This is a genomic window from Achromobacter sp. 46006 (assembly GCF_059761975.1).
Window position 1 is genome coordinate 45,735 of sequence record NZ_JCBANN010000017.1, and the last position, 23,294, is coordinate 69,028.

23 protein-coding genes are annotated in these 23,294 nt (G+C 67.6%); 18 read left to right on the top strand and 5 right to left on the bottom strand.

What is annotated here, in order from left to right; genetic code table 11:
- Nucleotides 1-44: 44 nt before the first annotated feature.
- The 3 genes from AC6LKG_RS11345 (at nucleotide 45) to AC6LKG_RS11355 (ending at nucleotide 3,515) form a co-directional block, all read left to right on the top strand.
- Nucleotides 45-836 (top strand): enoyl-CoA hydratase/isomerase family protein, encoded by a 792-nt coding sequence (locus AC6LKG_RS11345; protein WP_498164462.1) that lies wholly within the window; start codon nucleotides 45-47, stop codon nucleotides 834-836.
- Nucleotides 837-841: 5 nt separating this feature from the next.
- Nucleotides 842-2,383: a malonate--CoA ligase gene (locus AC6LKG_RS11350; protein ID WP_498164463.1), complete on the top strand. Its 1,542-nt coding sequence runs from the start codon at nucleotides 842-844 to the stop codon at nucleotides 2,381-2,383.
- A 157-nt stretch (nucleotides 2,384-2,540) separates the two neighbouring features.
- A complete protein-coding gene (locus tag AC6LKG_RS11355) occupies nucleotides 2,541-3,515 on the top strand; it encodes a Bug family tripartite tricarboxylate transporter substrate binding protein (protein WP_498164464.1) in 975 nt (324 codons plus the stop codon).
- A 25-nt stretch (nucleotides 3,516-3,540) separates the two neighbouring features.
- Here the strand turns inward: AC6LKG_RS11355 and AC6LKG_RS11360 are convergent, their stop codons facing one another.
- On the bottom strand, nucleotides 3,541-4,497 hold the full coding sequence (locus AC6LKG_RS11360; RefSeq protein WP_498164465.1) for an aldo/keto reductase: 957 nt from the start codon (nucleotides 4,495-4,497) through the stop codon (nucleotides 3,541-3,543).
- A 242-nt stretch (nucleotides 4,498-4,739) separates the two neighbouring features.
- On the opposite strand from AC6LKG_RS11360, the gene AC6LKG_RS11365 reads away from it, so the two are divergent.
- The 3 genes from AC6LKG_RS11365 to AC6LKG_RS11375 all read left to right on the top strand — a co-directional run bounded on the left by AC6LKG_RS11365 (nucleotide 4,740) and on the right by AC6LKG_RS11375 (nucleotide 7,788).
- Nucleotides 4,740-5,711: an ABC transporter substrate-binding protein gene (locus AC6LKG_RS11365; RefSeq protein WP_498164466.1), complete on the top strand. Its 972-nt coding sequence runs from the start codon at nucleotides 4,740-4,742 to the stop codon at nucleotides 5,709-5,711.
- Between the two features lie 390 nt (nucleotides 5,712-6,101).
- Nucleotides 6,102-6,992 carry an ABC transporter permease gene (locus AC6LKG_RS11370; RefSeq protein ID WP_498164468.1) on the top strand — a complete coding sequence of 297 codons (891 nt, stop codon included), beginning with the start codon at nucleotides 6,102-6,104 and terminating at the stop codon, nucleotides 6,990-6,992.
- Between the two features lies 1 nt (nucleotide 6,993).
- Nucleotides 6,994-7,788 carry an ABC transporter ATP-binding protein gene (locus AC6LKG_RS11375; protein ID WP_175141872.1) on the top strand — a complete coding sequence of 265 codons (795 nt, stop codon included), beginning with the start codon at nucleotides 6,994-6,996 and terminating at the stop codon, nucleotides 7,786-7,788.
- Between the two features lie 26 nt (nucleotides 7,789-7,814).
- Here the strand turns inward: AC6LKG_RS11375 and AC6LKG_RS11380 are convergent, their stop codons facing one another.
- From AC6LKG_RS11380 to AC6LKG_RS11390, 3 genes are all read right to left on the bottom strand, one after another.
- Nucleotides 7,815-9,065 (bottom strand): NAD(P)/FAD-dependent oxidoreductase, encoded by a 1,251-nt coding sequence (locus AC6LKG_RS11380; protein WP_498164469.1) that lies wholly within the window; start codon nucleotides 9,063-9,065, stop codon nucleotides 7,815-7,817.
- Nucleotides 9,066-9,212: 147 nt separating this feature from the next.
- Nucleotides 9,213-10,850 carry an NAD(P)-binding protein gene (locus AC6LKG_RS11385; RefSeq protein ID WP_498164471.1) on the bottom strand — a complete coding sequence of 546 codons (1,638 nt, stop codon included), beginning with the start codon at nucleotides 10,848-10,850 and terminating at the stop codon, nucleotides 9,213-9,215.
- A complete protein-coding gene (locus AC6LKG_RS11390) occupies nucleotides 10,850-12,361 on the bottom strand; it encodes a polyamine aminopropyltransferase (RefSeq protein WP_498164472.1) in 1,512 nt (503 codons plus the stop codon). Before AC6LKG_RS11390 ends, AC6LKG_RS11385 begins: the two co-directional genes overlap by 1 nt.
- A 98-nt stretch (nucleotides 12,362-12,459) precedes the next feature.
- On the opposite strand from AC6LKG_RS11390, the gene AC6LKG_RS11395 reads away from it, so the two are divergent.
- The 8 genes from AC6LKG_RS11395 (at nucleotide 12,460) to AC6LKG_RS11430 (ending at nucleotide 18,216) form a co-directional block, all read left to right on the top strand.
- Complete coding sequence (locus AC6LKG_RS11395) at nucleotides 12,460-12,846, top strand: DUF350 domain-containing protein (protein WP_498164507.1); 387 nt, start codon at nucleotides 12,460-12,462, stop codon at nucleotides 12,844-12,846.
- 44 nt (nucleotides 12,847-12,890) lie between these two features.
- On the top strand, nucleotides 12,891-13,931 hold the full coding sequence (locus AC6LKG_RS11400; RefSeq protein WP_498164474.1) for an SPFH domain-containing protein: 1,041 nt from the start codon (nucleotides 12,891-12,893) through the stop codon (nucleotides 13,929-13,931).
- Nucleotides 13,932-13,944: 13 nt separating this feature from the next.
- The gene (locus AC6LKG_RS11405) at nucleotides 13,945-15,411 is read left to right on the top strand and encodes a DUF4178 domain-containing protein (protein ID WP_498164475.1); all 1,467 of its coding nucleotides are present in this window, start codon (nucleotides 13,945-13,947) and stop codon (nucleotides 15,409-15,411) included.
- A gap of 3 nt (nucleotides 15,412-15,414) precedes the next feature.
- Nucleotides 15,415-15,582, top strand: a complete 168-nt coding sequence (locus AC6LKG_RS11410; protein WP_498164477.1) for a hypothetical protein — start codon at nucleotides 15,415-15,417, stop codon at nucleotides 15,580-15,582.
- The gene (speD, locus tag AC6LKG_RS11415; RefSeq protein WP_498164479.1) at nucleotides 15,579-15,929 is read left to right on the top strand and encodes an adenosylmethionine decarboxylase; all 351 of its coding nucleotides are present in this window, start codon (nucleotides 15,579-15,581) and stop codon (nucleotides 15,927-15,929) included. The genes AC6LKG_RS11410 and speD overlap by 4 nt, the downstream gene beginning before the upstream one ends.
- Nucleotides 15,930-16,057: 128 nt before the next feature.
- Nucleotides 16,058-16,819, top strand: a complete 762-nt coding sequence (gene modA / locus AC6LKG_RS11420; RefSeq protein WP_498164481.1) for a molybdate ABC transporter substrate-binding protein — start codon at nucleotides 16,058-16,060, stop codon at nucleotides 16,817-16,819.
- A 30-nt stretch (nucleotides 16,820-16,849) separates the two neighbouring features.
- Nucleotides 16,850-17,533, top strand: a complete 684-nt coding sequence (modB, locus tag AC6LKG_RS11425) for a molybdate ABC transporter permease subunit (protein ID WP_498164483.1) — start codon at nucleotides 16,850-16,852, stop codon at nucleotides 17,531-17,533.
- The gene (locus AC6LKG_RS11430) at nucleotides 17,530-18,216 is read left to right on the top strand and encodes a sulfate/molybdate ABC transporter ATP-binding protein (RefSeq protein WP_498164485.1); all 687 of its coding nucleotides are present in this window, start codon (nucleotides 17,530-17,532) and stop codon (nucleotides 18,214-18,216) included. Before modB ends, AC6LKG_RS11430 begins: the two co-directional genes overlap by 4 nt.
- A gap of 69 nt (nucleotides 18,217-18,285) precedes the next feature.
- On the opposite strand, the gene AC6LKG_RS11435 is transcribed toward AC6LKG_RS11430, so the two are convergent.
- Nucleotides 18,286-19,080, bottom strand: a complete 795-nt coding sequence (locus AC6LKG_RS11435) for a TOBE domain-containing protein (RefSeq protein ID WP_498164487.1) — start codon at nucleotides 19,078-19,080, stop codon at nucleotides 18,286-18,288.
- A 197-nt stretch (nucleotides 19,081-19,277) separates the two neighbouring features.
- Between AC6LKG_RS11435 and AC6LKG_RS11440 the strand changes: the two genes are divergently transcribed.
- The 4 genes from AC6LKG_RS11440 to AC6LKG_RS11455 all read left to right on the top strand — a co-directional run bounded on the left by AC6LKG_RS11440 (nucleotide 19,278) and on the right by AC6LKG_RS11455 (nucleotide 23,239).
- On the top strand, nucleotides 19,278-19,874 hold the full coding sequence (locus tag AC6LKG_RS11440) for a DUF4136 domain-containing protein (protein ID WP_498164488.1): 597 nt from the start codon (nucleotides 19,278-19,280) through the stop codon (nucleotides 19,872-19,874).
- Between the two features lie 18 nt (nucleotides 19,875-19,892).
- Entirely contained in the window at nucleotides 19,893-21,089 is a 1,197-nt protein-coding gene (locus AC6LKG_RS11445; protein WP_498164489.1) for a patatin-like phospholipase family protein, read from the top strand.
- 157 nt (nucleotides 21,090-21,246) lie between these two features.
- Nucleotides 21,247-21,723, top strand: coding sequence for a winged helix-turn-helix domain-containing protein (locus AC6LKG_RS11450; protein WP_498164491.1), 477 nt, complete (start codon nucleotides 21,247-21,249; stop codon nucleotides 21,721-21,723).
- Nucleotides 21,724-21,994: 271 nt separating this feature from the next.
- Entirely contained in the window at nucleotides 21,995-23,239 is a 1,245-nt protein-coding gene (locus AC6LKG_RS11455) for an efflux RND transporter periplasmic adaptor subunit (protein ID WP_498164493.1), read from the top strand.
- Nucleotides 23,240-23,294: the final 55 nt, after the last annotated feature.

The window sequence follows — 23,294 nt, forward strand, 5'->3', positions numbered from 1 at the left end:
GGCGGCGCGTCGACAATAAGAAAACCGACAACCAGCGAGGGGACATGACGGACAACACGGCAGGCCGTGTGCTGCTGCAGCGTGACGGGCAACTGGCCCGGGTGACGCTGTCGCACCCGGGGCGCCTGAACGCCATCACCGTGGATATGTGGCGCGAACTAGGCGACGTCTTCACGCGTATTGCCGCGGACGACGGCGTTCGCTGCGTGATCGTGCGCGGCGAGGGCGGCAATTTCGCCGCGGGCGCGGACATCCGCGAGTTTCCGGTCGAACGGGCCGACGCGGCGGGCGTGCAGCGCTATCACCGCGAGGTGTTGGCGCCGGCCCTGCATGCCGTGGCGCAATGCCCGCAGCCGGTGGTGGCGCAGATAGAAGGCGTGTGCGTCGGCGGCGGGCTGGAGATCGCCTGCCAGTGCGACCTGCGCATCGCCGGCGAATCGGCGCGGTTCGGCGTTCCGATCAACCGGCTGGGCTTTCCCATGGCGCCCGACGAGATGCGCGGCCTGCTGGCGCTGGCCGGGCGCGCCGCGACGCTGGCCATCCTGCTCGAAGGCCGCGTCTTCGGCGCCGCCGAGGCGCGCGACCTGGGCCTGCTGACGCGCATCGTGGCCGACGCCGACGTGGCCGCGCAGGCTCTGCGCAGCGCCGAACGCATCTGCCAGGGCGCGCCGTTGGCGGCGCGCATCAACAAGCGCCTGTCCGCCCGCCTGATGCGGGGCGGCGCCTTGACCGAAGCCGAGTACCAGGATTATTTCTCTTACGCCGACAGCCGGGACCACAAGGAGGGCGTGCGCGCTTTCCTGGCCGGCGTGGACCCCCATTTTTCCGGAGACTGAAAACGGTGAGCAACGCCAATCTATACGCTGTGCTGGAGGGCGGGTTTCCCGCCGATCGCAAACAGGTCGCGCTCGAAACTCCCGAGCTGAAATACACCTGGGACGACATCGACCGCGCCACGGCCTGCCTGGCCAATCTGCTCGCATCGCTCAAGCTGCCCGAGGGCGCGCGGGTGGCGGTGCAGGTCGAGAAGTCGCCCGAGGCCCTGCTGCTGTACCTGGCCACGCTGCGCGCCGGCCTGGTCTACCTGCCGCTGAATACCGCCTATCGCGAAGCTGAAATCGAGTATTTCCTGGGCAACGCCGAGCCGGCCGTGGTGGTCTGCGCCAGCAAGAACCGCGACTGGGTCCAGCGCGCCGCCGACAAGGCCGGCTGCGCGCACGTCTACACGCTGGATGAAGACCGCAGCGGCACCCTGCTGGATGCCGCGGGCGGCCTGTCGCAGCGCTTCAAGACCGTCAAGCGCAAGCCCGACGACCTGGCGGCCATCCTCTACACGTCCGGCACCACCGGCCGCAGCAAGGGTGCGATGCTGTCGCATGGCAACCTGGCGTCCAACGCCCAGGTGCTGCACAAGTACTGGGGCTGGCGTTCGGACGACGTGCTGCTGCACATGCTGCCGATCTTCCACGTGCATGGCCTGTTCGTGGCCTCGCACGGCGCGCTGCTGGCTGGCGCGAAGATGATCTGGCTGCCCAGGCTGGACGCCGACCAGGCCTTGCGCTACCTGCCGCAAAGCACCGTAATGATGGGCGTGCCGACGTACTACGTGCGGCTGCTCGCCGACAAGCGCTTCAACCGCGACGTGTGCGCCAACATGCGCCTGTTCATTTCGGGGTCGGCGCCGCTGCTGTCCGAGACCTTCAACGATTTCCGCGAGCGCAGCGGCCACGCCATCCTGGAACGCTATGGCATGAGCGAGACCGTCATGCTGACGTCCAATCCCTACGATGCGGCCGATGGCGAGCGCCTGGCCGGCACCGTGGGCCGCGCCCTGCCGGGCGTGCAGGTGCGCGTGGTGGACGACGCCGGCATCGCGCTGGCGCCGGGCGAGATCGGCAACGTGCAGGTGCGCGGGCCCAACGTGTTCTCGGGCTATTGGCGCATGCCGGAAAAGACCCGCGAGGAATTCACGCCGGATGGCTGGTTCAAGACCGGCGACGTGGGCCGCTGGGGCGGTGAATCCGCAGGCCATGACGTGCCGGCGGATTACCTGTCGATCGTCGGCCGCAGCAAGGATCTGATCATCTCCGGCGGCTACAACGTCTATCCCAAGGAGATCGAGACCTTGATCGACGACATGCCGGGCGTGGCCGAATCGGCGGTCATCGGCGTGCCGCATCCCGACTTCGGCGAAGCCGTGGTGGCGGTGGTGGTGCCCAAGGACGGCGCCACGCTGGACGCTGCCGCAATGCAGGCGGAACTGAAGGCGCGTATCGCCAATTTCAAGGTGCCCAAGCGCGTGCATATCGTTGACCAGTTGCCGCGCAACACCATGGGCAAGGTGCAGAAGAACGTGCTGCGCGAAACCTATCAGGCGCTGTAGCGGCGCCATGCCGGGCCGGTCCGCCAGGGCCGGCCATTTTTTTCGAGGAGCCCGATCCCCAGAACCATTCCCCATTCAGGCAGCATTCCAACCCAAGAACACAAGAGACGAGACGCGGGAAACGCGCCGTCCCCACGCTGCAGCAAGAGGAGACAATATGAAATACCGTACATTCGCGGTGGCCGTGCTGGCCACGCTGGCCGCCGGTTTTGCCGCTGGCGCCGGCGCCGCATCCTGGCCGGAACGGCCCATCACGCTCATCGTGCCCTTTCCCGCCGGTGGCGGCACCGATACCTTTGCCCGTCCCCTGGCCCAGCAGTTGACCATGCAACTGGGCCAGTCGGTGGTGATCGACAACAAGGGCGGCGCGGGCGGCACCGTCGGCGCCGGCGTGGCCGCCAAGGCTCGGCCCGATGGCTACACGTTCTTCATGGGCGGCGCGCACCATGCCTTGGCGCCGTCGCTGTACAAAAACCTGAACTACAACATCCAGAAGGACTTCGTGCCGGTGGCGCTGGTGGCGCAGCCGCCGCAGGTGATTGTCATTAATTCCTCCAAGCTGCCGGTCAAGACGGTGCAGGAATTCGTCGATTACGCCAAGAAGCACCCCGGCGACATCAACTTCGGCACCGCCGGCAAGGGCAGCACCCATCACCTGGCCGGCGAACTGTTCGCCATGCAGACCGGCATCAAGCTGGTCGACGTGCCTTATCAGGGCGCGGGGCCGATGCTGTCGGCCCTTATCGGCGGGCAGGTGGATCTGGCGTTCGATGGCCTGGGTTCGTCCGCCGGCCATATCCGGGCGGGTGCGATCAAGCCGCTGGCGGTGGCCGCGGACAAGCGTTCGCCATCGCTGCCCGACGTGCCGACGGCGGCCGAGGCCGGCGTGCCGAACTATGTGGTGTCGACCTGGTACGCGGTCTGGGCGCCCGCCGGCACGCCGCAGGAAGCCGTGGACCGCATGGCGGCGGAAATCACCAAGGCCCTGAACACGCCCAAGCTCAAGGAAACGTGGGAAGGCAATGGTTCGGCCATTCCGACCCTGACCGGCCCGGCCTTCGGCAAGTTCGTCGACAGCGAAGTGGCGCGCTGGGCCAAGGTGGTGTCGGACTCGGGCGTCAAGCTGGATTGACGCCCGCGGCGTTGGCGCGAGCGCGTCAGCGCCAGTCGCTGGCCAGGCTGAGCCTGGCGAGCTGGTCCCGCGTCAGCGTCAGGCTGGCGGCCTTGACCAGCTCGTCCAGTTGCGCAAGCGATGTGGCGCTGACGATCGGCGAGGTAATGCCCGGCTGCGCGATCTGCCAGGCCAGCGCGGCCTGGGCGGGCGTGCAGTGGGCGTCCTCGGCGACTTCGTCCAGTGCCTTGAGGATGCGGTAGCCGCGGTCGTTCAGGTAAGTGTCGACGATCTTCTTGCCGCGCGCGCTCTTGCCGGCATCGGCCGGGCCGCGGTACTTGCCGCTGAGAAAGCCGCTGGCCAGCGCGTAATAGTTGATGGTGCCCAGATCCTGCGCCTTGACCAGCGCCTGCAGGTGCGCCTCGAACGGCTCCCGGCTGTACAGGTTGTATTCCGGCTGGATGCTCTCGTAGCGTGGCAGGTTATGCCGTTCGCTTGCGATCAGCGCTTCGGACAGGCGCACCGCGGTGTAGTTGGAGGCGCCGATGGCGCGCACCTTGCCGGCCTCGATCAGCTTGGCGTATTCGCCCAGCGTGGCGGTCAGCGGCGTATCGGGGTCATCCTGGTGCGACTGGTACAGGTCGACATGGTCGGTCTGCAGCCGCGCCAGCGAGGCCTCCAGCGAGCGCCGGATATAGGCCGGCGCCAGGCCCTGGGCGCCTGGGCCCATCTCCATGCCGACCTTGGTGGCGATCAGCACGCGGTCGCGCTTGCCCGAGCGCTTGAGCCACTTGCCGATCAGGGCTTCGGATTCACCGCCCTGGTTGCCGGGCACCCAGCGCGAATAGACGTCGGCGGTGTCGATGAAATTCAGGCCCGCGTCGACCAGCGCGTCCAGCAGCGAGAACGTGCCGGCCTCGTCGACGGTCCAGCCGAAGACGTTGCCGCCGAAGGTCAGGGGAGGGATCTGCAGGCCGGAACGGCCCAATGCGCGTTTGATCATGGTGAGGCCCTTTGGATGTCGCGGATGTCGTGTCGCCCGGGCGCGGCGCGTTTAGTATATTGGCGCCGCCCGCCCCGCCATGGGGCCGGCGTGCCGCGCATGCACCATTTCAGGGATTCCCCCCAAGTGAATTTGGGTGGCGACACGTTAGACTATACGGCTTTACGGCTGTCCGGACCCGCGGGGAAGCCCGCGGAACAGCCGTAATAATGAACAATACGAAGGGTTCAAGGAGCTTACCTATGCTGATCGGAAAAAAACATTTTCTGACGGTTGGCGCGATGGCGCTGGCGCTGGCTATCGCCGCGCCGGTGGCGGCGCAGCAGAAGTCGGTAGCGGTTACCGCCATCGTCGAGCATCCGGCGCTGGATGCGGTGCGTGACGGGGTGCAGGATGCCCTCAAGCAGGCCGGCTACGAGCCGGGCAAGAACCTCAAGTGGCAATACCAGAGCGCCCAGGGCAACACCGGCACCGCGGCCCAGATCGCGCGCAAGTTCGTCGGCGACAGGCCCGACGCCATCGTCGCCATCGCCACCCCGTCGGCCCAGGCCGTGGTGGCCGCCACCAAGGACGTGCCGGTGGTGTATTCCGCCGTGACCGACCCGGTCGCCGCCCAACTGGTGTCCAGCATGGACGCCTCGGGCACCAACGTCACCGGCGTGTCGGACCTGCTGGCGCTGGACAAGCAGGTCGAACTGATCAAGAGGATCGTGCCCAACGCCAAGCGCGTCGGCATGGTCTACAACCCGGGCGAGGCCAACTCGGTCGTGGTGGTCAAGAAGCTGCAGGAACTGCTGCCCAAGTCGGGCATGAGCCTGGTCGAGGCCGCCGCGCCGCGTTCGGTCGACGTGGCTTCCGCCGCCCGCAGCCTGATCGGCAAGGTCGACGTCATCTACACCAACACCGACAACAACGTGGTCTCGGCCTACGAGTCGCTGGTGAAGGTGGGCAACGACGCCAAGATCCCGTTGATCGCCTCGGACACCGATAGCGTCAAGCGCGGCGGCATCGCCGCCCTGGGCATCAACTACCGCGACCTGGGCGTGCAGACCGGCAAGATCGTGGTGCGCATCCTCAAGGGCGAGAAGCCCGGCGCGATCCCGTCCGAAACCATCTCCAAGCTGGAACTCTACGTGAATCCCGGCGCCGCCGCCAAGCAGGGCGTGACGCTGCCCGACGGGATCCTCAAGTCGGCCGCGGTGGTGGTAAAGTAAATCGCAAGTCGTCCGGCCCCGCTCCTGCCCACCCGGCATGAGCGGGGTTTTGTTTTATCTTGTTTTCTTGTGTTTGCCCCGCGCCGGTACGCGGGGGCCACAGGGCCGCAGCATCCACAAGATGCGCGCGGCCCGGCGCGATGGCGTTTGCCTTGAACGGCACGTCGGCCGCAGGCCGCATGCCGCGTTTTGCTCCCCGGAGCGTCCCTCAAGCAGCCCGCTTGCGGCCCTGGCCGCCAAGCCCGGCAACGCCTTGGCAGGAATCGAGAGAAAATCGCACGGCAGGAAACGTTTATTGCGAAAGCTCGGGTAAAACTGATCCCGAAACGCAAGAAGTTGGACGTTCCAAATCTCTAATATGCTCGTTCCTTACCTGATTGGATTTGTCCCATGTCATTGTTCTCGTTGTTAGGCGCGCTGGAGATCGGCCTGATCTTCAGCCTGGTGGCCTTGGGCGTATTTATCTCCTTTCGCCTGTTGCGTTTTCCGGACCTGACCGTTGACGGCAGTTTCCCGCTGGGCGGCGCCGTCTGTGCCACGCTGATCGCCGCGGGCACCGATCCGTTCCTGGCCACCATCGCCGCCACCCTGGCCGGCGCGGCGGCCGGGCTGGTCACCGGCTGGCTCAACGTCAAGCTCAAGATCATGGATCTGCTGGCCAGCATCCTGATGATGATCGCGCTGTATTCCGTGAACCTGCGCATCATGGGCAAGCCCAACGTGCCGCTGATCACCGAGCCCACCGTATTCACCATCCTGCAGCCGGCATGGCTGTCGGACTACGTGGCCCGGCCGCTGATCCTGGTGGTCATCGTGATCCTGGCCAAGCTGGCGCTGGACTGGTTCTTCGCCACCCAGACCGGCCTGGCGGTGCGCGCCACCGGCTCGAACGGCCGCATGGCCCGCGCGCAGGGTGTCAACACCGGCCGCATGATCCTGGGCGGCATGGCGCTGTCGAACGCGCTGGTCGCCATGGCCGGCGCGCTGTTCGCGCAGACCCAGGGCGGTTCGGACATCTCCATGGGCATCGGCACCATCGTCATCGGCCTGGCCGCGGTGATCGTCGGCGAAAGCATCCTGCCGTCGCGCAAGCTGGTGCTGGCCACGCTGGCCGTCATCATCGGCGCCATCGTCTACCGCTTCTTCATTGCGCTGGCCCTGAACAGCGACTTCATCGGCCTGAAGGCGCAGGACCTGAACCTCGTCACCGCGGTGCTGGTCACGATCGCCCTGGTCATTCCCATGCTCAAGCGCCGGCTGGTCGGCAAGAAGGGGCGCTGATATGTTGTCCGCAAAAGACCTCAAGATCACTTTCAACGCTGGCACGCCGATCGAAACGCGCGCGTTGCGCGGGCTGTCGCTGGAGATCCCCTCAGGCCAGTTTGTCACCGTCATCGGTTCCAACGGCGCCGGCAAGTCGACCTTCCTGAATGCTGTCTCGGGCGACCTGCCGGTCGATTCCGGCCGCATCGAGATCGACGGCGCCGATGTCACGCGCCAGCCGGTGTGGGGCCGCGCCGGCCGCGTGGCGCGCGTGTTCCAGGATCCCATGGCCGGCACCTGCGAAGACCTGACCATCGAAGAGAACATGGCGCTGGCGCAATTGCGCGGTGCGCGCCGCGGCTACGGCCGCGCGGTCAAGGCTTCGATGAAGGAAGGGTTCCGCGAACGCCTGGCCACGCTCGGCCTGGGGCTGGAAAACCGCCTGAGCGACCGCATCGGCCTGCTCTCGGGCGGCCAGCGCCAGGCCGTGAGCTTGCTGATGGCGGCGCTGCAGCCGTCGCGCATCCTGCTGCTGGACGAACACACCGCTGCGCTCGACCCGCGCACCGCCGACTTCGTGCTGCAACTGACGGCGCGCATCGTGGCCGAAAGCAAGCTGACCACCATGATGGTCACGCACAGCATGCGTCAGGCGCTGGATGTGGGCGACCGCACCGTGATGCTGCACCAGGGCCAGGTGGTGCTGGACGTGTCGGGCGATGAGCGCCGCGGCATGGACGTGCCCGACCTGCTGGCCATGTTCGAGCGCGTGCGCGGCGAGAAGCTGTCGGACGACGCCTTGCTGCTGGGTTGAACGGACGATCCGGGCGCCGGGGCGGCCTAGAGGAAGCGTTCCGGACGGAAGGCGCCATGGCGGCTGGCGGCGCCGCCATCGGTCATCAATTCGCCCAGTATCTGCGCCGTTCCTGGCGCCGTGCTGAAACCGATGTGCTGGTGGCCCAGCGCCAGCCACAGGCCCGGATGGCGCGGCGCCTGGCCGATCATCGGGCGGCTGTCCGGCAGCGTCGGGCGTCGGCCCAGCCAGGCCTGCGGGTCCAACCGCTCGCCCAGGCCGATGGCCTCGCGCGCCCGCGTCTCGGCTAGGTCCAGTTGCACGGGGCGGGCGGGCGCGTCGCAGTCGTCCAGCTCGACGCCGGTGGTCAGCCGCAGGCCGCGCGCCATGGGTGACAGCACGTAGCCGCCGCCGGTGTCGTAGATGGGGCGGCCCAGCGCCGGGCCATCGGCGGCGCCGTAATGCATGTGATAGCCGCGCTCGAACGCCAGTGGCAGGTCGATGCCGGTGGTCTTGAGCAGCGCCTTGGACCACGGGCCCAGCGCCACGACCAGGTCGGGCGCTGTCAGCGTTTCCGAATCCGTCTCGCCTTGCACGATCCAGCCGCGTCCGCCGTCGTGGCGGATGGCGGCGGCCCGCAGGCGCCGGAAGGCGCCGCCCGAGCGCTGGAACAGGTCGGCATAGGCCGAGGTCACGGCGCCCGGATCGTCCACCGAATAAGAGCCCTGGATCCACAGCGCGCGCGGGAAGATCGGTGCCAGCGCCGGCTCCAGTTGCGCCAGTTCGGCCGGGGCCAGCGCCTGGGTCGGCACCTGGTGGCGGGCGTAGGCCTCGCGCGCCAGGGCGCCGCCCTGCCAGGCCTGCTCGCTGCGGAACAGGAAGATCCAGCCGCTGTCGCGCAGGCGCTGCCGCGCGCCCGCCGCGTCCAGCAGGCGCAGGTGTTCGGACGCCGAAAGCCGGATCAGGCCGTCGAGTGCCGCCGTCGTCTCGCGCAACACCGACGGCCGGGCGCGCGCCAGGAAGCGCGCCGCCCAGCCCACGTTGCGGGCCAGGTAAGAGGCGCGATAGCGGAATTGAACCGTGTCATTGCGCAGCAGTCGGGGCAACTGGCGCCACAGGCCGGGATGGTTGAAGGGCATGAGGGAGCTGCGGGCCAGCACGCCGGCATTGCCGGACGAGGTTTCCCGGCCGGGCTCCTGGCGGTCGACCAGGGTGACGTCCATGCCGCGCCGCTGCAGTTCCAGCGCGCAGCAGACGCCGACGATGCCGGCGCCGAGCACTATGACTTGCTTTCCCATCGTGGTTGTTACGGCGAGTCCAGGGGGTAGCGGCCGATTGTAGGGCACGGATGGGCGCCGCGCGACGGCCGCGGTCGACGAGCGGCGGCCGGCCACGCGCCGCCGTTTGGCCGCCGCGGGGGCGGGCCATGGCGCCGGGCCATTGCATCAGGCCGCGGGCCGCTGCCCCAGGATGCGGCCGGCCGCCGCCACGCCCCACCAGGCGGCCTCTTCGAACACCGAATAGCCGGACAGGTCGGCATGGGCGAACAGCACCGGGCCGTCGACCTCGCGCAGCGCCGCCAGGCCGGCGTTCGACAGATAGCCGCAATAGGGCGAGGCCATGGCATGGCCGCGCACCGTGATCTCCAACTGCCGCGCGCGGCGCCAGAACTCGTCGCCATAGGCGGCAATCAGGTCGGCGGCGGCCTCGTCGCGCAGCGCCTCGGGGCGGGCGTCGGCCAGCCATTGCCGCGCGGCCCGGGGCGTCTGGTTGCTGAGGGCGTGGTAGGCGGTGAACACCGTGCGCGGCGAACGCGCCACGCGCAGCAACTGGTGGGTCGAGACCACGTAGCCCAGCGCCTGGCCCTGGTAGACCACGTTGTCCCAGGACAGGGGTTCGCCCGGCGCTTCGCGGGGATAGCCGTCCATGACGAAGTTCGATACCAGCCAGGGCGCGTGCGGTGAGGCATGCGTGGCCGGATCGTAGCCATAGGCGCGGATGTCCGGCAGAATGCGCTGCGCCACGAACAGCGGCATGGCGCAGACGGCGCGTTGCGCTTCCAGGGTGAATACGCGCGCGGCCGCGCCGGGGGCGAGGCAATCGATGTGCGGCCCCATGGCGCTTTCCCGCAGCCGCACCGCGGTGCCGGACACCAGCCAGCGCGCATGGCCGAGGCGGGCGCTGATGGCGTCGCGCAACCGCCGCGCCAGCGGCGCCAGGCCCCCCGGCCAAGTCAGCACGGCGCCGTCGTTGGCGTTGGCGGCATGGCCGTCGCGGCTGGCGAAGTAATGCAGGCCGGCCCAGGCCGAGACCCGGTCGTAGGGCGCGCCGTAGTCGTCGCGGCAGCAGTAGTTCAGGTACCAGTGCAGCGCGGGCGAGGTATAGCCCTCGCGCTCCAGCCATTGCCTGAAGGTCAGCGCGTCCAGCGCGCGCCAGGCCGGGTCGCGCGAGGACAGCACGATCGGGATGGCAAAGACCTTGCGGCCGTCGTTGCCGGCCGCGCCATGCAGCCGGTCGACCAACGCCAGGAACTTGCGGTGCTGTTCGATATCGGCCTCGGGCAGCCCGTGCATCGGCAGCAGGCCGTCTTCCCAGCGGCCGTCGCGCAGCAGGCGTTCCTGCGGCGAGTGCGCCAGGATGGCTTCGTCGTAGTAGGGCCGCTCGCCGAAGGCGTCGCGTTCGGCGATGCCGAAGTCGCCCAGCATCTCGCGCACGTGGGTGGACTGCATCGATGGCAGCGGCAGGTAGTGCGCGCCCAGCGGATAGTCGAGCCCGTCGCGCGTGCCGGCGGCGGCATTGCCGCCGTACTCGGGGCCTTCGACCACCACGAAATCAGTGAAGCCCTCGCGCGCCAGTTTCCAGGCGCACGACAGTCCGGCCACGCCGGACCCCAGGATGGCCACCTGGCTGCGGCGGGTGCCGGACGACGGCGGCAGCGCCGCGCCATCGCGCAGCGCGTGGCCCGCCTGCATGCCGGGGTAGCGCACCTCGGGCGTGGTCTCGACCACGCGTGAGCGGTAGTAGCCTGCCGTGCCCGCGGCTGCGGCGGTGGCGGCGCCCAGCAGGAAGGTGCGGCGGCGCATCAGCGGATGACCTTGCGCCAGTCCTCGTCGAAATAGCGCACCAGCGATTGCTCGTTCAGGCGGTTCGGGGGCATGGCCAGCGCCGGCATGTCGGCGGGAAAGTGGAACAATTCGCGCAGGGTGGCGGGATCGAGGTAGCGGGTTGGCACGCTGACCGCCTCCGGCGGCGTGTAGTCGCGGCGCTTGCCCGCCAGGATGAAGCCCCAGTCGCCGAACGAGGGCACGTAGGCATGGTACGGCCAGGTGTTCAGGCCGGCTTCCTTGAGCGTGGCGTCCACGCTCCAGAACGAGCGCGGCGCGAAGTAGGGCGAGGTCGACTGGATCACCATGTAGCCGTTCTCGGCCAGGTGGCGTGCCATCAGGTGGTAGACCGGCACCGAGTACAGTCGCCCCAGGCCGAAGTTGGACGGGTCGGGGAAGTCCACCACGATGAAATCGTAGACTTCAGCGTGGCTTTCGAGCCAGCGACCGGCGTCGTCATTGATGACGGTGACGCGCGGATCGGTCAGCGAGCCCTGGTTCAGTTTCGCCAGCGGTTCTGAGCGCGAGAACAGGCCGGTCATTGCCGGGTCCAGGTCCACCAGCGTGACGTGCTCGACGTGCTTGTACTTGAGGATTTCGCGCACCGCCAGGCCATCGCCGCCGCCCAGCACCAGTACGTTGCGGGCCCAGGGCAGGGCCTGCAGGCCGGGAATCACCAGCGACTCGTGATAGCGGTGCTCGTCGCGCGACGAGAATTGCAGGTTGCCGTTGATGTACAGCCGCAGGTCGTCATGCCAGCGCGTCACGACCAGGCGCTGGTAGGGCGTGGTCTCGGCGTGCACCACGTCGTCGCCGTACAGGCCCTTCTCGGCCCAGGCCGTCATCTGGCCGGAAAACAGGAAGCCCAGCGCCAGCAGCCCCAGCACCACGCCGCCGCGCATGGCGCGTTCCGCCGGACGCCGGATCTCGGCGCGGAACAGCCAGGTGGTCCACAGCGCCACGCCGGCGTTGAGCATGCCGAACAGGAAACTGGTGCGCAGCAGTCCCAGCTTGGGCGCCAGCAGCAGCGGGAAGATCAGCGACACGGCCAGCGCGCCGAGATAATCGAAGGTCAGCACGCGGCTGACGATCTCGCGGAACTCGGCCTTGCGCTGGTTGAAGACGCGCATCACCAGCGGGATCTCCATGCCCACCATCAGTCCGATAATGAAGACGCCCACATACAACGCGGCGCGAAACGGCGCCGACAGCCAGGCGAACACCAGGAACAGCACCGCGGCGGAAATCCCGCCCAACAAGGCGACAGCCAGTTCGACGTCGATGAATCGATTCAAAACGTCGTCGTCTTTTACATATTTTGACAACCACGATCCGATGCCCATCGCGAACAGATAGCAGCCGATGACGGACGAGAACTGGAGGATGGAATCGCCCAGCAGATAGCTGGCCAGCGCGCTGCTGATGAGCTCGTAGCCCAGGCCGCAGGACGCGACGATCAATACCGACAGGATGAGAATGCGGTCGCGCATGAGGGTTCCGACGCTGAAAATGCGTTCGCAGTATATCGAAGGCGCCGTATATACTGCGCGCAATCAGAGCCAGGAGAGGGGCGATCATGGGAGAAGCGATGCATCCGGCAGTGACCTATCTGATCTACATTGTTTCGGCGTTGGTCATGCTGGGCATTTTCACCGCGGTCTACACCACGGTGACGCGCTACAAGGAATTCGAACTGATCCGCCAGGGCAATATCGCCGCGGCGCTGTCCTACAGCGGCGCGCTGGTGGGCTTTTCGTTCACGCTCTGCTCCAGCATCGCCATCCATGCCAGCTTCGTCATGTTCCTGGTGTGGGGCCTGGCCGCCATGGTGGTGCAACTGGTGGTCTATGCCGTCGTCTCGCGCGCCATCCACGGCCTGCACGAGGCCATCGAGGAAAACAACATCGCCATGGGCGGCCTGATCGGTTCGGTCTCGCTGGCCGCCGGCGTGGTCAACGCCGCCTGCCTGACCTGAGCGGCCGCGCGCGTCGACCCCTACCCGACACAGGAGGACTTGCCATGAGTCTCGGTTCATTTATCCGCAAGCAGTTCATCGACATCCTGCAATGGAACGAGGATCGCGACGGCGTGCTGGCCTGGCGCCATCCGATGCAGGATTTCGAAATCCAGTACGGCGCCAGCCTGACCGTGCGCGAATCGCAGATGGCGGTGTTCGTCAACGAAGGCAAGGTGGCCGACGTGTTCGGCCCCGGCATGTACAAGCTGACGACCCAGACCCTGCCGATCCTGACGTACCTGAAGAACTGGGACAAGCTGTTCGAGTCGCCCTTCAAGTCGGACGTGATTTTTTTCAGCACCCGCCTGCAACTGGGCCGGCGCTGGGGCACGGCGCAGCCGGTGACGCTGCGCGACAGCGAATTCGGCATGGTGCGGCTGCGCGCCTTCGGCGTCTATTCCTATCAGATCACCGACCCCGCCACGTTCTATCGCGAGGTCAGCGGCACGCGCGATGTCTACACCGTCGACGACCTGGAAATGCAGTTGCGCAACATGGTGGTCGCGGCCATGACCACCGCGCTGGGCGGCGCCAAGGTGCCGTTCCTGGACATCGCCGGCAACCAGGGGCTGATGTCGCAGAGCATTGCCGAGCAACTGGCGCCGGTGTTCGAGCGCTATGGCGTCAAGCTCGACAACTTCACGGTCGAGAACGTGTCGCTGCCGGAAGAACTGCAGAAGGCGCTGGATACGCGGATCTCGATGGGCATGGCGGGCGACCTGGGCAAGTTCACCCAGTACCAGACCGCCACCTCGATCCCGCTGGCGGCGCAGAACGAAGGCGGCATCGCCGGCATCGGCGCCGGCCTGGCGGCCGGCGCGGCGCTGGGCCAGACCATGGCGGCCGGACTGGGCGTGGCCGCCGGGCAACCGGCGGCGGGGGCCCAGGCGGCGGTCGGCACGGCGGCGGGCGCGGCGGCCGCTTCGGGCGCCGACCCGGTGCAGCGCCTGCAGCAGCTCAAGGATCTGCTCGACAAGGGCCTGATCACGCCGGCCGATTACGACACGGCCAAGGCCGAGGTCCTGAAGAAACTCACCAGCTGAACGCCGCCCGCCCATGCAGCAGGTCCTGTGTCCGCAGTGCGGAGCACCCGTCAAGTTCACTTCCACGGCTTCGGTCATGGCGGTCTGCGGCGCCTGCCGCAGCACGCTGCTCAAGGACGCCGAATCGGTCAGGCGCATCGGCGAGACCGCCGACGTGCTGGAAGACTATTCGCCGCTCTGCCTGGGCGCCGCCGGCCAGTTCGAAGGCAAGCGCTTCGACCTGATCGGCCGCATCCAGTTGCGCTACGAAGACGGCTTCTGGAACGAGTGGTACCTGTGGTTCGATGACGGCTCGGATGGCTGGCTGTCGGACGCCTCCGGCCAGTACGCCATCACCCGCCGCCGCAAGGTCAAGACGGTGCAGGGCCTGCCGGCCTTCGCCGACATCGCGCCGGGCGACGACATGAAGCTGGACGGCCAGCGCTTCACCGCCTCGGACGTGCGGCGTTGCCGCGCCGGCGGCGCGCAGGGCGAACTGCCGTTCGTGCCGGGCGACGGCTGGGAAGCCAAGGTGGCCGACTTCCGCAGCCTGGACGCGTTCCTGACGCTGGACTTCTCCGATGGCCCCGAACCCGAGCTCTACATCGGCAAGGCCTTCGACCTGTCCGGCATGCAGGCGGCCACGCTGCGCTCGAACGAACAGGTCGAGGAAACCGCCGGGCGCTTCCGCGGCCAGATCAAGGCGCTGGACTGCCCCAACTGCGGCGCGCCGATCAGCTTTGTCGCGGCAATGGCGACCCAGGTGGTTTGCCCCTCGTGCGCCGCCACCGTGGATTGCGCCGGCGAGACCGCCGAGGTCATCGAGCGGGCGCGCAAGGTCAAGGCCATCAAGACCACGCTGGCGCTGGGCGCCACCGCCAAGATCGATGGCGCCGCCTACACTTTGATTGGCCTGATGAGATGCGCCGACCCGGACCCCGAAGAGCCCTCGGACTGGATCGAGTACCTGTTGTTCAACCCCGCCAAGGGCTTCATCTGGCTGGTGGAAACGGACGAGGGCTGGGAGCGGGTGCGGGTCTGCGACACCTGGCCCAGCTACAACAACGCCACCAGCGTGCGCTGGCGTTCCAAGCTATACCACAAGCTGTACGACTACACCTCGCGCGTTGACCTGGCGCTGGGCGCCTTCAACTGGCGCGTCAAGGTCGGCGACAGCACCAGGATCACCGATTACAAGGCCGGTAACCTCAAGCTGACCCGCGAGCAGGGGCCGGCCGAAGTGGGCTGGTCGGCCTGCGCGCCGGTGGCGCCGGCGCAACTGGCCGAGTGGTTCGGCGATCCCGAACTGGCCAAGCAGAAGGCGATGCCGCGGATGGCCGTGTCCGGCGGCTATCGCAAATGGGCCTGGTTCGCCACCATCGCCATGGGGTTCCTCAACATGGGCAACATCTTCAGCGGCCGCATCCTGCCGCTCGTGATCGGCCTGGCGTTCCTGTGGCTGCCTGCCAGCCTGGCGGACAAGATGTCAAAGGACGACTGAGGCATGGGCAAGTTCATCTACGCCATCTACGCCATCATCGTGGTCATGGCCGCCACCGGCGCCAGCTCTCCGGGCGCCCGCTTCACCAGTGGCGGCAGTGGCGGCAGCAGCAGTTGGGGCGGCGGCTATTCGGGCAGCTCGGGTTGGTCGTCGGGCGGGTCGCACAAGTGACGCCGCACGCCACGCCCGGCCGCCACATCCTGGCCGACTTCCGCGGCGTGGACTCCGGCCTGCTGGCCGACGCCCGGGCGCTCGAGCGCGAGCTGGTGCAGGCGGCAGAGGCCGCCGGCGCGCGGGTGCTGGGCGCCCACTTCCACCATTTCGGCGAAGGCGCCGGCGTGACCGGCGTAGTCATGCTGAGCGAGTCGCATATCAGCGTTCATTCCTGGCCTGAACACCAGTTCGCGGCACTCGACATCTTCATGTGCGGAGCCGCCCGCCCCGAGCTGGCGCTCGATCGCCTGCGGGCGGCGCTGGGCCCGGACTCGGTGCGCGTCACCACGGTCGAGCGCGGCTGAGCGCGGCGCCGGCGTCTCCTGTCCCCCTCGTTTGATCTGGCGCAAGGCGCAGCGCGGCGCAAATTGACGTTCGTTATATACCTATATATATTTCGATACCGAGATAGATCTTGCCCGAGGAGAATTCCATGTTGCGCAAACACCCGATCCTGGCGGTGACGCTGGCCCTGGCCGCCGCGTGGGGGCCTGCCGCCGCCCAGGCCGGCGAGCTGGTCGTGTCGGCTGCCGCGAGCCTGACCAACGCCTTCAAGGCCGTGGCGCAGGCCTATGAAAAAGAGCATGCCGACACCAAGGTCATCCTGAACTTCGGCGCTTCCGACGTGTTGCTGCAGCAGATCGTCAAGGGGGCGCCCGCCGACGTGTTCGCGTCCGCCGACCAGAAGGCGATGGACAAGGCGGTCCAGGAAAAGGCCGTCAAGGCCGACACCCGCGTGGATTTCGCCGCCAACCAGGTCGTGCTGATCGTGCCGGCCGACAGCAAGGCCGGCATCACCGCGCTCAAGGACCTGACGCGCGACGACATCAAGCGCGTTGCCTATGGCAACCCGGCTTCGGTGCCGGTGGGGCGCTATACGCAGGGTGCGTTGCAGGCGGCCGGCCTGTGGGATGCGGTGCAGGCCAAGTCGGTGCTGGCGCAGAACGTGCGCCAGAGCCTGGACTACGTCTCGCGTGGCGAGGTCGATGCCGGTTTCGTGTTCGCCACCGATGCGGCCATCATGCCGGACAAGGTCAAAGTCGCCGTGCGCGTGCCGTCGCAAACCCCTGTCACCTATCCCATCGCCCTGACCGCGCGCGATGCCGCCGCCACGCAGGCGCAGCGCTTCGTGGCTTATGTGATGTCGCCGGCCGGCCAGGAGATCCTGTCGCGCTACGGTTTCCAGAAGCCCTGAGGCCGCGGCCAGATTCGATCGCCGCATGTGATGAATGATCCGGTTTGGGTGCCCCTGCTGCTCACCCTGAAAGTGGCGGGCTGGGCCACGTTGCTGGCCACGGTGGCCGGCACCGCGGCGGCCTATGGCCTGTCGCGCTGGCGCTGGCCCGGGCGCGACCTGCTGGACGCCGTCCTGACCCTGCCGCTGGTGCTGCCGCCGACGGTGCTGGGCTATTACCTGCTGGTGCTGCTGGGCCGGCGCGGCGTGCTCGGCGAGAAACTGGCGGCGATGGGAATCGAGTTGGTGTTCACCTGGCAGGGCGCGGTCATCGCCGCCTCGGTGGTGGCTTTTCCGCTGGTGTTCAAGTCGGCCCGAGCCGCCTTCGAAAACGTCGATCCGCAGTTGGAAAGCGCGGCCCGCGTGCTGGGCGTGGGCGAGGCGGGCGTGTTTTTCCGCGTGACGCTGCCGCTGGCGGCGCGCGGCATTGTCGCCGGCGTGCTGTTGGCATTCGCCCGCGCGCTCGGTGAGTTCGGCGCCACCCTGATGATTGCCGGCAATCTGCCGGGCCGCACCCAGACCCTGTCGGTCGCCATCTACGAAGCGGTGCAGGCGGGCGATGACGCCACCGCCAATTTCCTGGTGCTGGTGACCTCCATCACCTGCGTCGTGGTGCTGGTGGCGGCCGGCAAGCTGGTGCCGATCCGTGGCCGGCGCAGTGGAGGCGCGCTATGAGCGTCGACCTGCGCATCAGCAAGAGCATGGTGTCGGGCGACCGGCATTTTTCGCTGGACGTGGCTTTCTCGTCGGCGGCCAAGCGCATCGCGCTGTTTGGCCCCTCGGGCGCCGGCAAGAGCCTGACGCTACGGGCCGTGGCCGGCCTGCTGCGGCCGGATGGCGGCCGCATCGTGGTCAATGGCCGGGTGCTGTTCGATTCCGAGGCCGGCGTCAACGTCGCGACGCAGGCGCGCCGCGTGGCCTACCTGTTTCAGGACTACGCGCTGTTCCCGCACCTGACCGTGGCGCAGAATATCGCATTCGGCTCGCGCCGCGGCTGGTTCAACCCGCCCCGGCGCGCGGTGTCTTCCGAGGCGCGGCGCTGGGTCGACGCGTTCGAACTGGGCGCCATCGTCGGCAGCTATCCCCACGAGATATCGGGGGGGCAGAAGCAGCGCGTGGCGCTGGCGCGGGCGCTGATGCTCGAGCCCGACATCCTGCTGCTGGACGAGCCATTCTCGGCGCTCGACGCGCAGTTGCGCGGCAAGATGCGGCAGGAGCTGAATGCGTTGCAGCGCCGGCTGGACGTGCCGATGCTGCTGATCACGCATGATCCGGCCGATGTCGAGGCCCTGGCCGACGAGGTGTTCGAGGTGCGCGAGGGCAGGGTGCGGCGGCGCGACGAAGACGTCGGCATCTGACGGCGAGCGGCCTGCCGCGCGGTCGCTGGCGCCGGCCGCCCGCAGCGACGGCCGCGCCGGGCGCCTGCGTCAGTCCAGCACGCCCAGGATCACGCTTGAAGCCTTGAAGATGGCGACCGCCTGCGCGCCTTCGTCCAGGCCCAGGTCGCGCGCGCTGTCATTGGTGACGATGGCTGCCAGGGTGGTGCCACCCGACAGGCCGATCAGGATTTCGCTGTTGACCGCGCCGGTGCGCACCGCCGTGATCGTGCCCGGCAACTGGTTGCGGGCCGAAAGCCGCAGGCCGGCGCCGGGCGTCCCGACGATGACCGACGACGCCTTGACCAGCGCCAGGGCTTCCCTGCCCGGCGCGAGCGCCAGGTCCTTTGTGCTGTCGCGGGTGATGGTGGCGGTGATGACCTGGCCGCCTGCGATGCGCAGCAGGACCTCGTCGTTGACGGCGCCCGGACGCACCTCGATCACGGTGCCCATGAGTTTGTTGCGTGCGCTGGTCTTCAGCATGAATCGCCTCATCAAATCGAGGTCGCCGCGGGCGTCCACGCCCGCGCGCGCCAGGTTTTCCATGAATTTGCGGTGCTCTGACTCGAGCGCGCGGAAGGTCGCGATCAGGCTGCGGGCCCGGTCGGTCAGGCGCGTGCCGCCGCCGCCCTTGCCGCCGGCCGCGCGCAGCACCAGCGGTTCGCCCGCCAGGTTGTTCATGGCATCGATGGCATCCCAGGCGCCCTTGTAGCTCATGCCCACCGCGCGCGCGGCGGCCGTGATCGAGCCGGTGGCGTCGATCTGCGCCAGCAGGTCTATGCGGTTCCTGCCGCCCCAGTTCTGGGCGCCGGAACGAAACCAAATCGAGCCGTCGAGTTCCAACATCGGTATCAGGTGTGGTCAGGGTCTGGAAGCAACCCCGAGTGTAATGGAGCCCGCCGCGCCGCCGTTCGGGAACATGCGATGAGAATGAGATGCTGTTGAAACTTTATCCGCTTCGCGGCACTATGGATGCGCTCAGTATCTGTTGATGTGTGTAGACGCAGGAGCCGGTTCGCGGCTCCGCCTTCCAGGAGATCGACATGAACGCGCTGAAAATGCTGGCATCGGGTTCCGTGGCGGCGTTGCTGACGGCTTGCGCCTCCGGGCCCGTCGTCAAGAGCGACTACGACCATCAGGCGGACTTCTCACGCTACCGGACCTTCGGCTATATGTCGCCATTGGGCACCGACAAGGCCGGCTACAGCACCTTGCTGACCGAGCGTCTCAAGGCCGCCACCCGCGGCCAGATGGAAATGCGCGGCTATGTCTACAGCGACGCCAATCCCGACCTGCTGGTCAATTTCAACGGCAAACTGCGGCAAAAGACCCAGGTGACCGAAGCGCCGCCGCCGATGGGGCCGTATTACGGCTACCGCTCGGGTTTCTATGGCGGCTGGCCCGGCTATGGCTGGGGCGACACTGTCTATCAGTACACCGAAGGCACTCTCAACATCGACCTGATCGACCCGCGCCGCAAGCAACTGGTGTGGGAAGGGGTGGCTGTCGGCGAGGTGCGCAACCCCGAAATGGCGGCTTCGGCGCAGAGCATCGACAAGGCCGTGGCCGAGATCTTCGCCAGGTATCCCTTCCGCGCCGGCGTCGCCGCGCCGCAACTGCCGGACAAGACCAAGCCCTAGCTTTCGTAAGGAGCCCGCATGAGTACACGCAGCAAGGCCGCACCGCCGGATACCGGCAAGACGCCGCCCTATGACACCGTGGCCCTGGTGCTGCAGGGCGGGGGCGCCCTGGGGTCGTACCAGGCCGGCGTATACCAGGGGCTGCACGAAGCAGGCATCCGTCCCAACTGGATTTCCGGCATCTCGATCGGTTCGATCAATGCGGCCATCATCGCCGGCTCGCCCGAGGACGAGCGGGTCGAGCGGCTGCGCGGGTTCTGGGAAAGCATCTGCCGGCCGGCCGGGTTCGCCTCGGTGCCATGGGGCGACACGCTGGCCGGCATGTTCGAGGGCATCCCCTTCGGTTTTGGCTCGCCCGCCATGAACGGCCAGTTGTCGGCTTTCCAGGCCTTGTTCTCGGGCCAGCCGGGGTTCTTCAAGCCGCGCTTTCCGCCGCCATACTGGGTCCATGGCAAGGGCGCGGCGTCCACCAGTTTCTACGACACCACGCCATTGCTCGCGACCCTGCGCCAGTACGTCGATTTCGACCTGCTCAATTCGGGCGCGGTGCGCGCCAGCTTCGGCGTGGTCAATGTGCGCAGCGGCAACTTCGCTTATTTCGACACCCAGACGCATACGCTCGGGCCCGAGCACATCATGGCTTCGGGCGCATTGCCGCCGGGCTTCCCGTCGGTCGAGATCGACGGCGAACACTATTGGGACGGCGGCGTGGTCTCCAATACGCCGCTGGCCCAGGTGCTGGCCAGCGATACCCTGCGCGACACGCTGGCGTTCCAGGTCGATCTTTGGCCCGCCCGAGGCGGACTGCCGACCACCCTCGAGGAAGTGGCCGAGCGCCAGAAGGACATCCAGTATTCAAGCCGTACCCGCATGGTCACCGACCAGTTGCGGCGCGTGCTCAAGCTGCGCCACGGCTTGCAACAATTGCTCGAGCGCCTGCCCGAAAACGAGCGCGGCGCGCCCGACCTGGCCGAAATCCGCCGGTTGGCCAAGACCCCGGCCACCAACATCATCAACCTGATCTACGAGTCCAAGCATCGCGAGCGCTTTTCCAAGGACTACGAGTTTGGCACCGAGGCCATGCGCGAGCATTGGGAGTCCGGGCTGGCAGATATCCGCCAGACGCTGGCCAAGCCGGACATCCTGGCGCGGCCCAACCATGACAGTTGCTTCGTGGCCCACGACATCCACCGCAACGGCAAGCGCACCGCTTGAGCGGGACGGACGGGGAATCATTCGGACTTGTCTGATTCGCGAGGGGCGGCGCCGCACAAGCGGGTCAACGACGGTAGTCTTTCGGCAAGACTTGAAACCTTGTTCCGGTGCCGACCACCCCCCTAGTCTGGTGGCTCGTCCCGGTGGAGACGCCGCCATGACCATCCTCGCCCCCCAATCCCGCCCGACCGCGTCCGCTTCCGCTTCGCGGCCGACTCCGCCCGCCCAGGCGGCCGCGACGGCCGAACCGCCGCCGATGGCGTCCGGGCCTGTCCCGGTCGAGACCGCCGCGGGGTCGTTTCCTGCCCGCCTCGATGGCTGGTGGAGCCTGCTCTACCACGGCTGGACCTTGTTGACGCCGCAAGGCACGCGCCTGGACCTGACCGAGGTCGAGCGGGCCTGCTTCCAGTGCCTGCTGCGCAATCCGCGCAAGGAGCTGTTGCGCGAAGAACTCGCGGTGCTGCGCGAGGAATTGATGCTGCCGCGCCAGAGCACCAACCTGCGGGCCCTGAACGTGGCGATCTGCCGCCTGCGGCGCAAGGTGCGCCAGGCGGGCGGGAGGCTGCCGCTGCACACGGTGCATGGCGTGGGCTATGTTTTCCTGGGCAACCTGCAAGAGGTCGCCGACGTCTGAGCGACGTTGTTCATAACCCCCTCGCAACACCGCGCCCCGCTGTGAAAATCGGTGATTTCCCCAATAACTGAGTTACATTAACGGGCTATTCACGTGTCACTGGCGGGGTGTGGGGTTTTGCTTTGATCGCAATCGCTTATTGCGGTCAAATAGCAGCGGTCGGACACGGCCGCGCGAATCCGCGGCCGCCTTCGGCAACCGGACACGGCGGTTGGCAGACGCCGTCACATTGTTGCGGTCGCTTGGCGCGGTTAACTTCGCGGGGGTTTCAATGCGGTTTTCGCCTAAACGTGTCTCAGGTCTGGTTCTTTCCGGCGGCGTTCTCGCGCTGTTGTTGGCAGGGTGCGGTGAAAAGCCGCAAATGAACCCTGGCATGCCCCAGGTCAGCGTCATCACGGTGCAGCCGCAGCGCACCCCCATCATTTCCGAACTGCCTGGCCGCGTCGACGCGGTGCGCGACGCCCAGATCCGCGCGCGGGTCACCGGCATCGTCCAGAAGATCACCTTCGAACAGGGCGGCGATGTCAAGGAAAAGCAGTTGCTGTTCAAGATCGACCCGGCGCCGTACAAGGCCGCCTACGATCAGGCCACGGCACAGCTCAAGCAGGCCCAGGCCAACCTGTTCAGCGCCAAGCTGCTGGCCGACCGCTACGCGCCGCTGGTCAAGGCCAACGCGGTCAGCAAGCAGGAATACGACAACGCCGTGGCGGCCTACCGCCAGGCCGACGCGACCGTGGCCGCCGCCAAGGCGGCGCAGGACAATGCCGCCATCAACCTCGGCTACACCGATGTCACCTCGCCCATCACGGGCCGCATCGGCAAGCCGCTGGTGACCGAGGGCGCGCTGGTCGAGGCCACCTCGGCCACGCAGATGGCCACGGTGCAGCAGCTCGACCCGATCTACGTCGACTTCACCCAGTCCACCTCCGACCTGGCCGCGTTGCGCCGCGCCTTCGCCAGCGGCAAGCTGCAGCAGGTGGGCAAGGACGCCGCCCGCGCCACCGTGGTGCTCGAAGACGGCTCCGAATATGGCCATGCCGGCAAGTTGCTGTTCACCGGCATCACCGTCGATCCCAGCACCGGCCAGGTCAACCTGCGCGCCGAGGTACCGAACCCCGACGGCATCCTGCTGCCCGGGATGTACGTGCGCGTGCGCCTGGAGCAGGGCGTGGACGACAAGGCCCTGATGGTGCCGCAGCAGGCGCTGCAGCGCACGGCCGATGGCTCGCAGAGCCTGATGCTGGTCAAGGACAACAAGATCGAGCAGTTGCCCGTCACCACCGGCGGCGCGATCAAGGACAACTGGATCATCACCAGCGGGCTGAAGGCCGGCGACGTGGTCGTGGTCGAGGGTTTCCAGAAGATCCGTCCCGGCGCGCCGGTGCAGGCCAGCCCCTGGAACAAGGCGGGCGGCGCGCCCGCCGGGGGCGGCCAGCCGGCCCAGCCCGGCGCCAAGCCCGCAGAGCCGGGAGCCAAGCCGGCCGAGCCGGCGCAACAGGCTCCGCAGAAATCGTAAGCGGCTCGCAGCGCAACGCGCTGCGTTCCTCTTTGGTGAGCATCGCTTTCAGAGT

What these genes read in the sequence shown, in the direction of transcription:
- AC6LKG_RS11435 (WP_498164487.1), bottom strand. Translation starts at nt 19,080, where the DNA reads ATGTTGGAACTCGACGGCTCGATTTGGTTTCGTTCCGGCGCCCAGAAC.
- AC6LKG_RS11390 (WP_498164472.1), bottom strand. Translation starts at nt 12,361, where the DNA reads ATGCGCGACCGCATTCTCATCCTGTCGGTATTGATCGTCGCGTCCTGC.
- AC6LKG_RS11385 (WP_498164471.1), bottom strand. Translation starts at nt 10,850, where the DNA reads ATGCGCCGCCGCACCTTCCTGCTGGGCGCCGCCACCGCCGCAGCCGCG.
- AC6LKG_RS11405 (WP_498164475.1), top strand. Translation starts at nt 13,945, where the DNA reads ATGCAGCAGGTCCTGTGTCCGCAGTGCGGAGCACCCGTCAAGTTCACT.
- AC6LKG_RS11445 (WP_498164489.1), top strand. Translation starts at nt 19,893, where the DNA reads ATGAGTACACGCAGCAAGGCCGCACCGCCGGATACCGGCAAGACGCCG.
- AC6LKG_RS11370 (WP_498164468.1), top strand. Translation starts at nt 6,102, where the DNA reads ATGTCATTGTTCTCGTTGTTAGGCGCGCTGGAGATCGGCCTGATCTTC.
- AC6LKG_RS11380 (WP_498164469.1), bottom strand. Translation starts at nt 9,065, where the DNA reads ATGGGAAAGCAAGTCATAGTGCTCGGCGCCGGCATCGTCGGCGTCTGC.
- AC6LKG_RS11450 (WP_498164491.1), top strand. Translation starts at nt 21,247, where the DNA reads ATGACCATCCTCGCCCCCCAATCCCGCCCGACCGCGTCCGCTTCCGCT.
- AC6LKG_RS11365 (WP_498164466.1), top strand. Translation starts at nt 4,740, where the DNA reads ATGCTGATCGGAAAAAAACATTTTCTGACGGTTGGCGCGATGGCGCTG.
- modA (WP_498164481.1), top strand. Translation starts at nt 16,058, where the DNA reads ATGTTGCGCAAACACCCGATCCTGGCGGTGACGCTGGCCCTGGCCGCC.
- AC6LKG_RS11400 (WP_498164474.1), top strand. Translation starts at nt 12,891, where the DNA reads ATGAGTCTCGGTTCATTTATCCGCAAGCAGTTCATCGACATCCTGCAA.
- AC6LKG_RS11375 (WP_175141872.1), top strand. Translation starts at nt 6,994, where the DNA reads ATGTTGTCCGCAAAAGACCTCAAGATCACTTTCAACGCTGGCACGCCG.
- AC6LKG_RS11360 (WP_498164465.1), bottom strand. Translation starts at nt 4,497, where the DNA reads ATGATCAAACGCGCATTGGGCCGTTCCGGCCTGCAGATCCCTCCCCTG.
- AC6LKG_RS11455 (WP_498164493.1), top strand. Translation starts at nt 21,995, where the DNA reads ATGCGGTTTTCGCCTAAACGTGTCTCAGGTCTGGTTCTTTCCGGCGGC.
- AC6LKG_RS11430 (WP_498164485.1), top strand. Translation starts at nt 17,530, where the DNA reads ATGAGCGTCGACCTGCGCATCAGCAAGAGCATGGTGTCGGGCGACCGG.
- AC6LKG_RS11440 (WP_498164488.1), top strand. Translation starts at nt 19,278, where the DNA reads ATGAACGCGCTGAAAATGCTGGCATCGGGTTCCGTGGCGGCGTTGCTG.
- AC6LKG_RS11345 (WP_498164462.1), top strand. Translation starts at nt 45, where the DNA reads ATGACGGACAACACGGCAGGCCGTGTGCTGCTGCAGCGTGACGGGCAA.
- AC6LKG_RS11355 (WP_498164464.1), top strand. Translation starts at nt 2,541, where the DNA reads ATGAAATACCGTACATTCGCGGTGGCCGTGCTGGCCACGCTGGCCGCC.
- AC6LKG_RS11410 (WP_498164477.1), top strand. Translation starts at nt 15,415, where the DNA reads ATGGGCAAGTTCATCTACGCCATCTACGCCATCATCGTGGTCATGGCC.
- AC6LKG_RS11395 (WP_498164507.1), top strand. Translation starts at nt 12,460, where the DNA reads ATGCATCCGGCAGTGACCTATCTGATCTACATTGTTTCGGCGTTGGTC.
- modB (WP_498164483.1), top strand. Translation starts at nt 16,850, where the DNA reads ATGAATGATCCGGTTTGGGTGCCCCTGCTGCTCACCCTGAAAGTGGCG.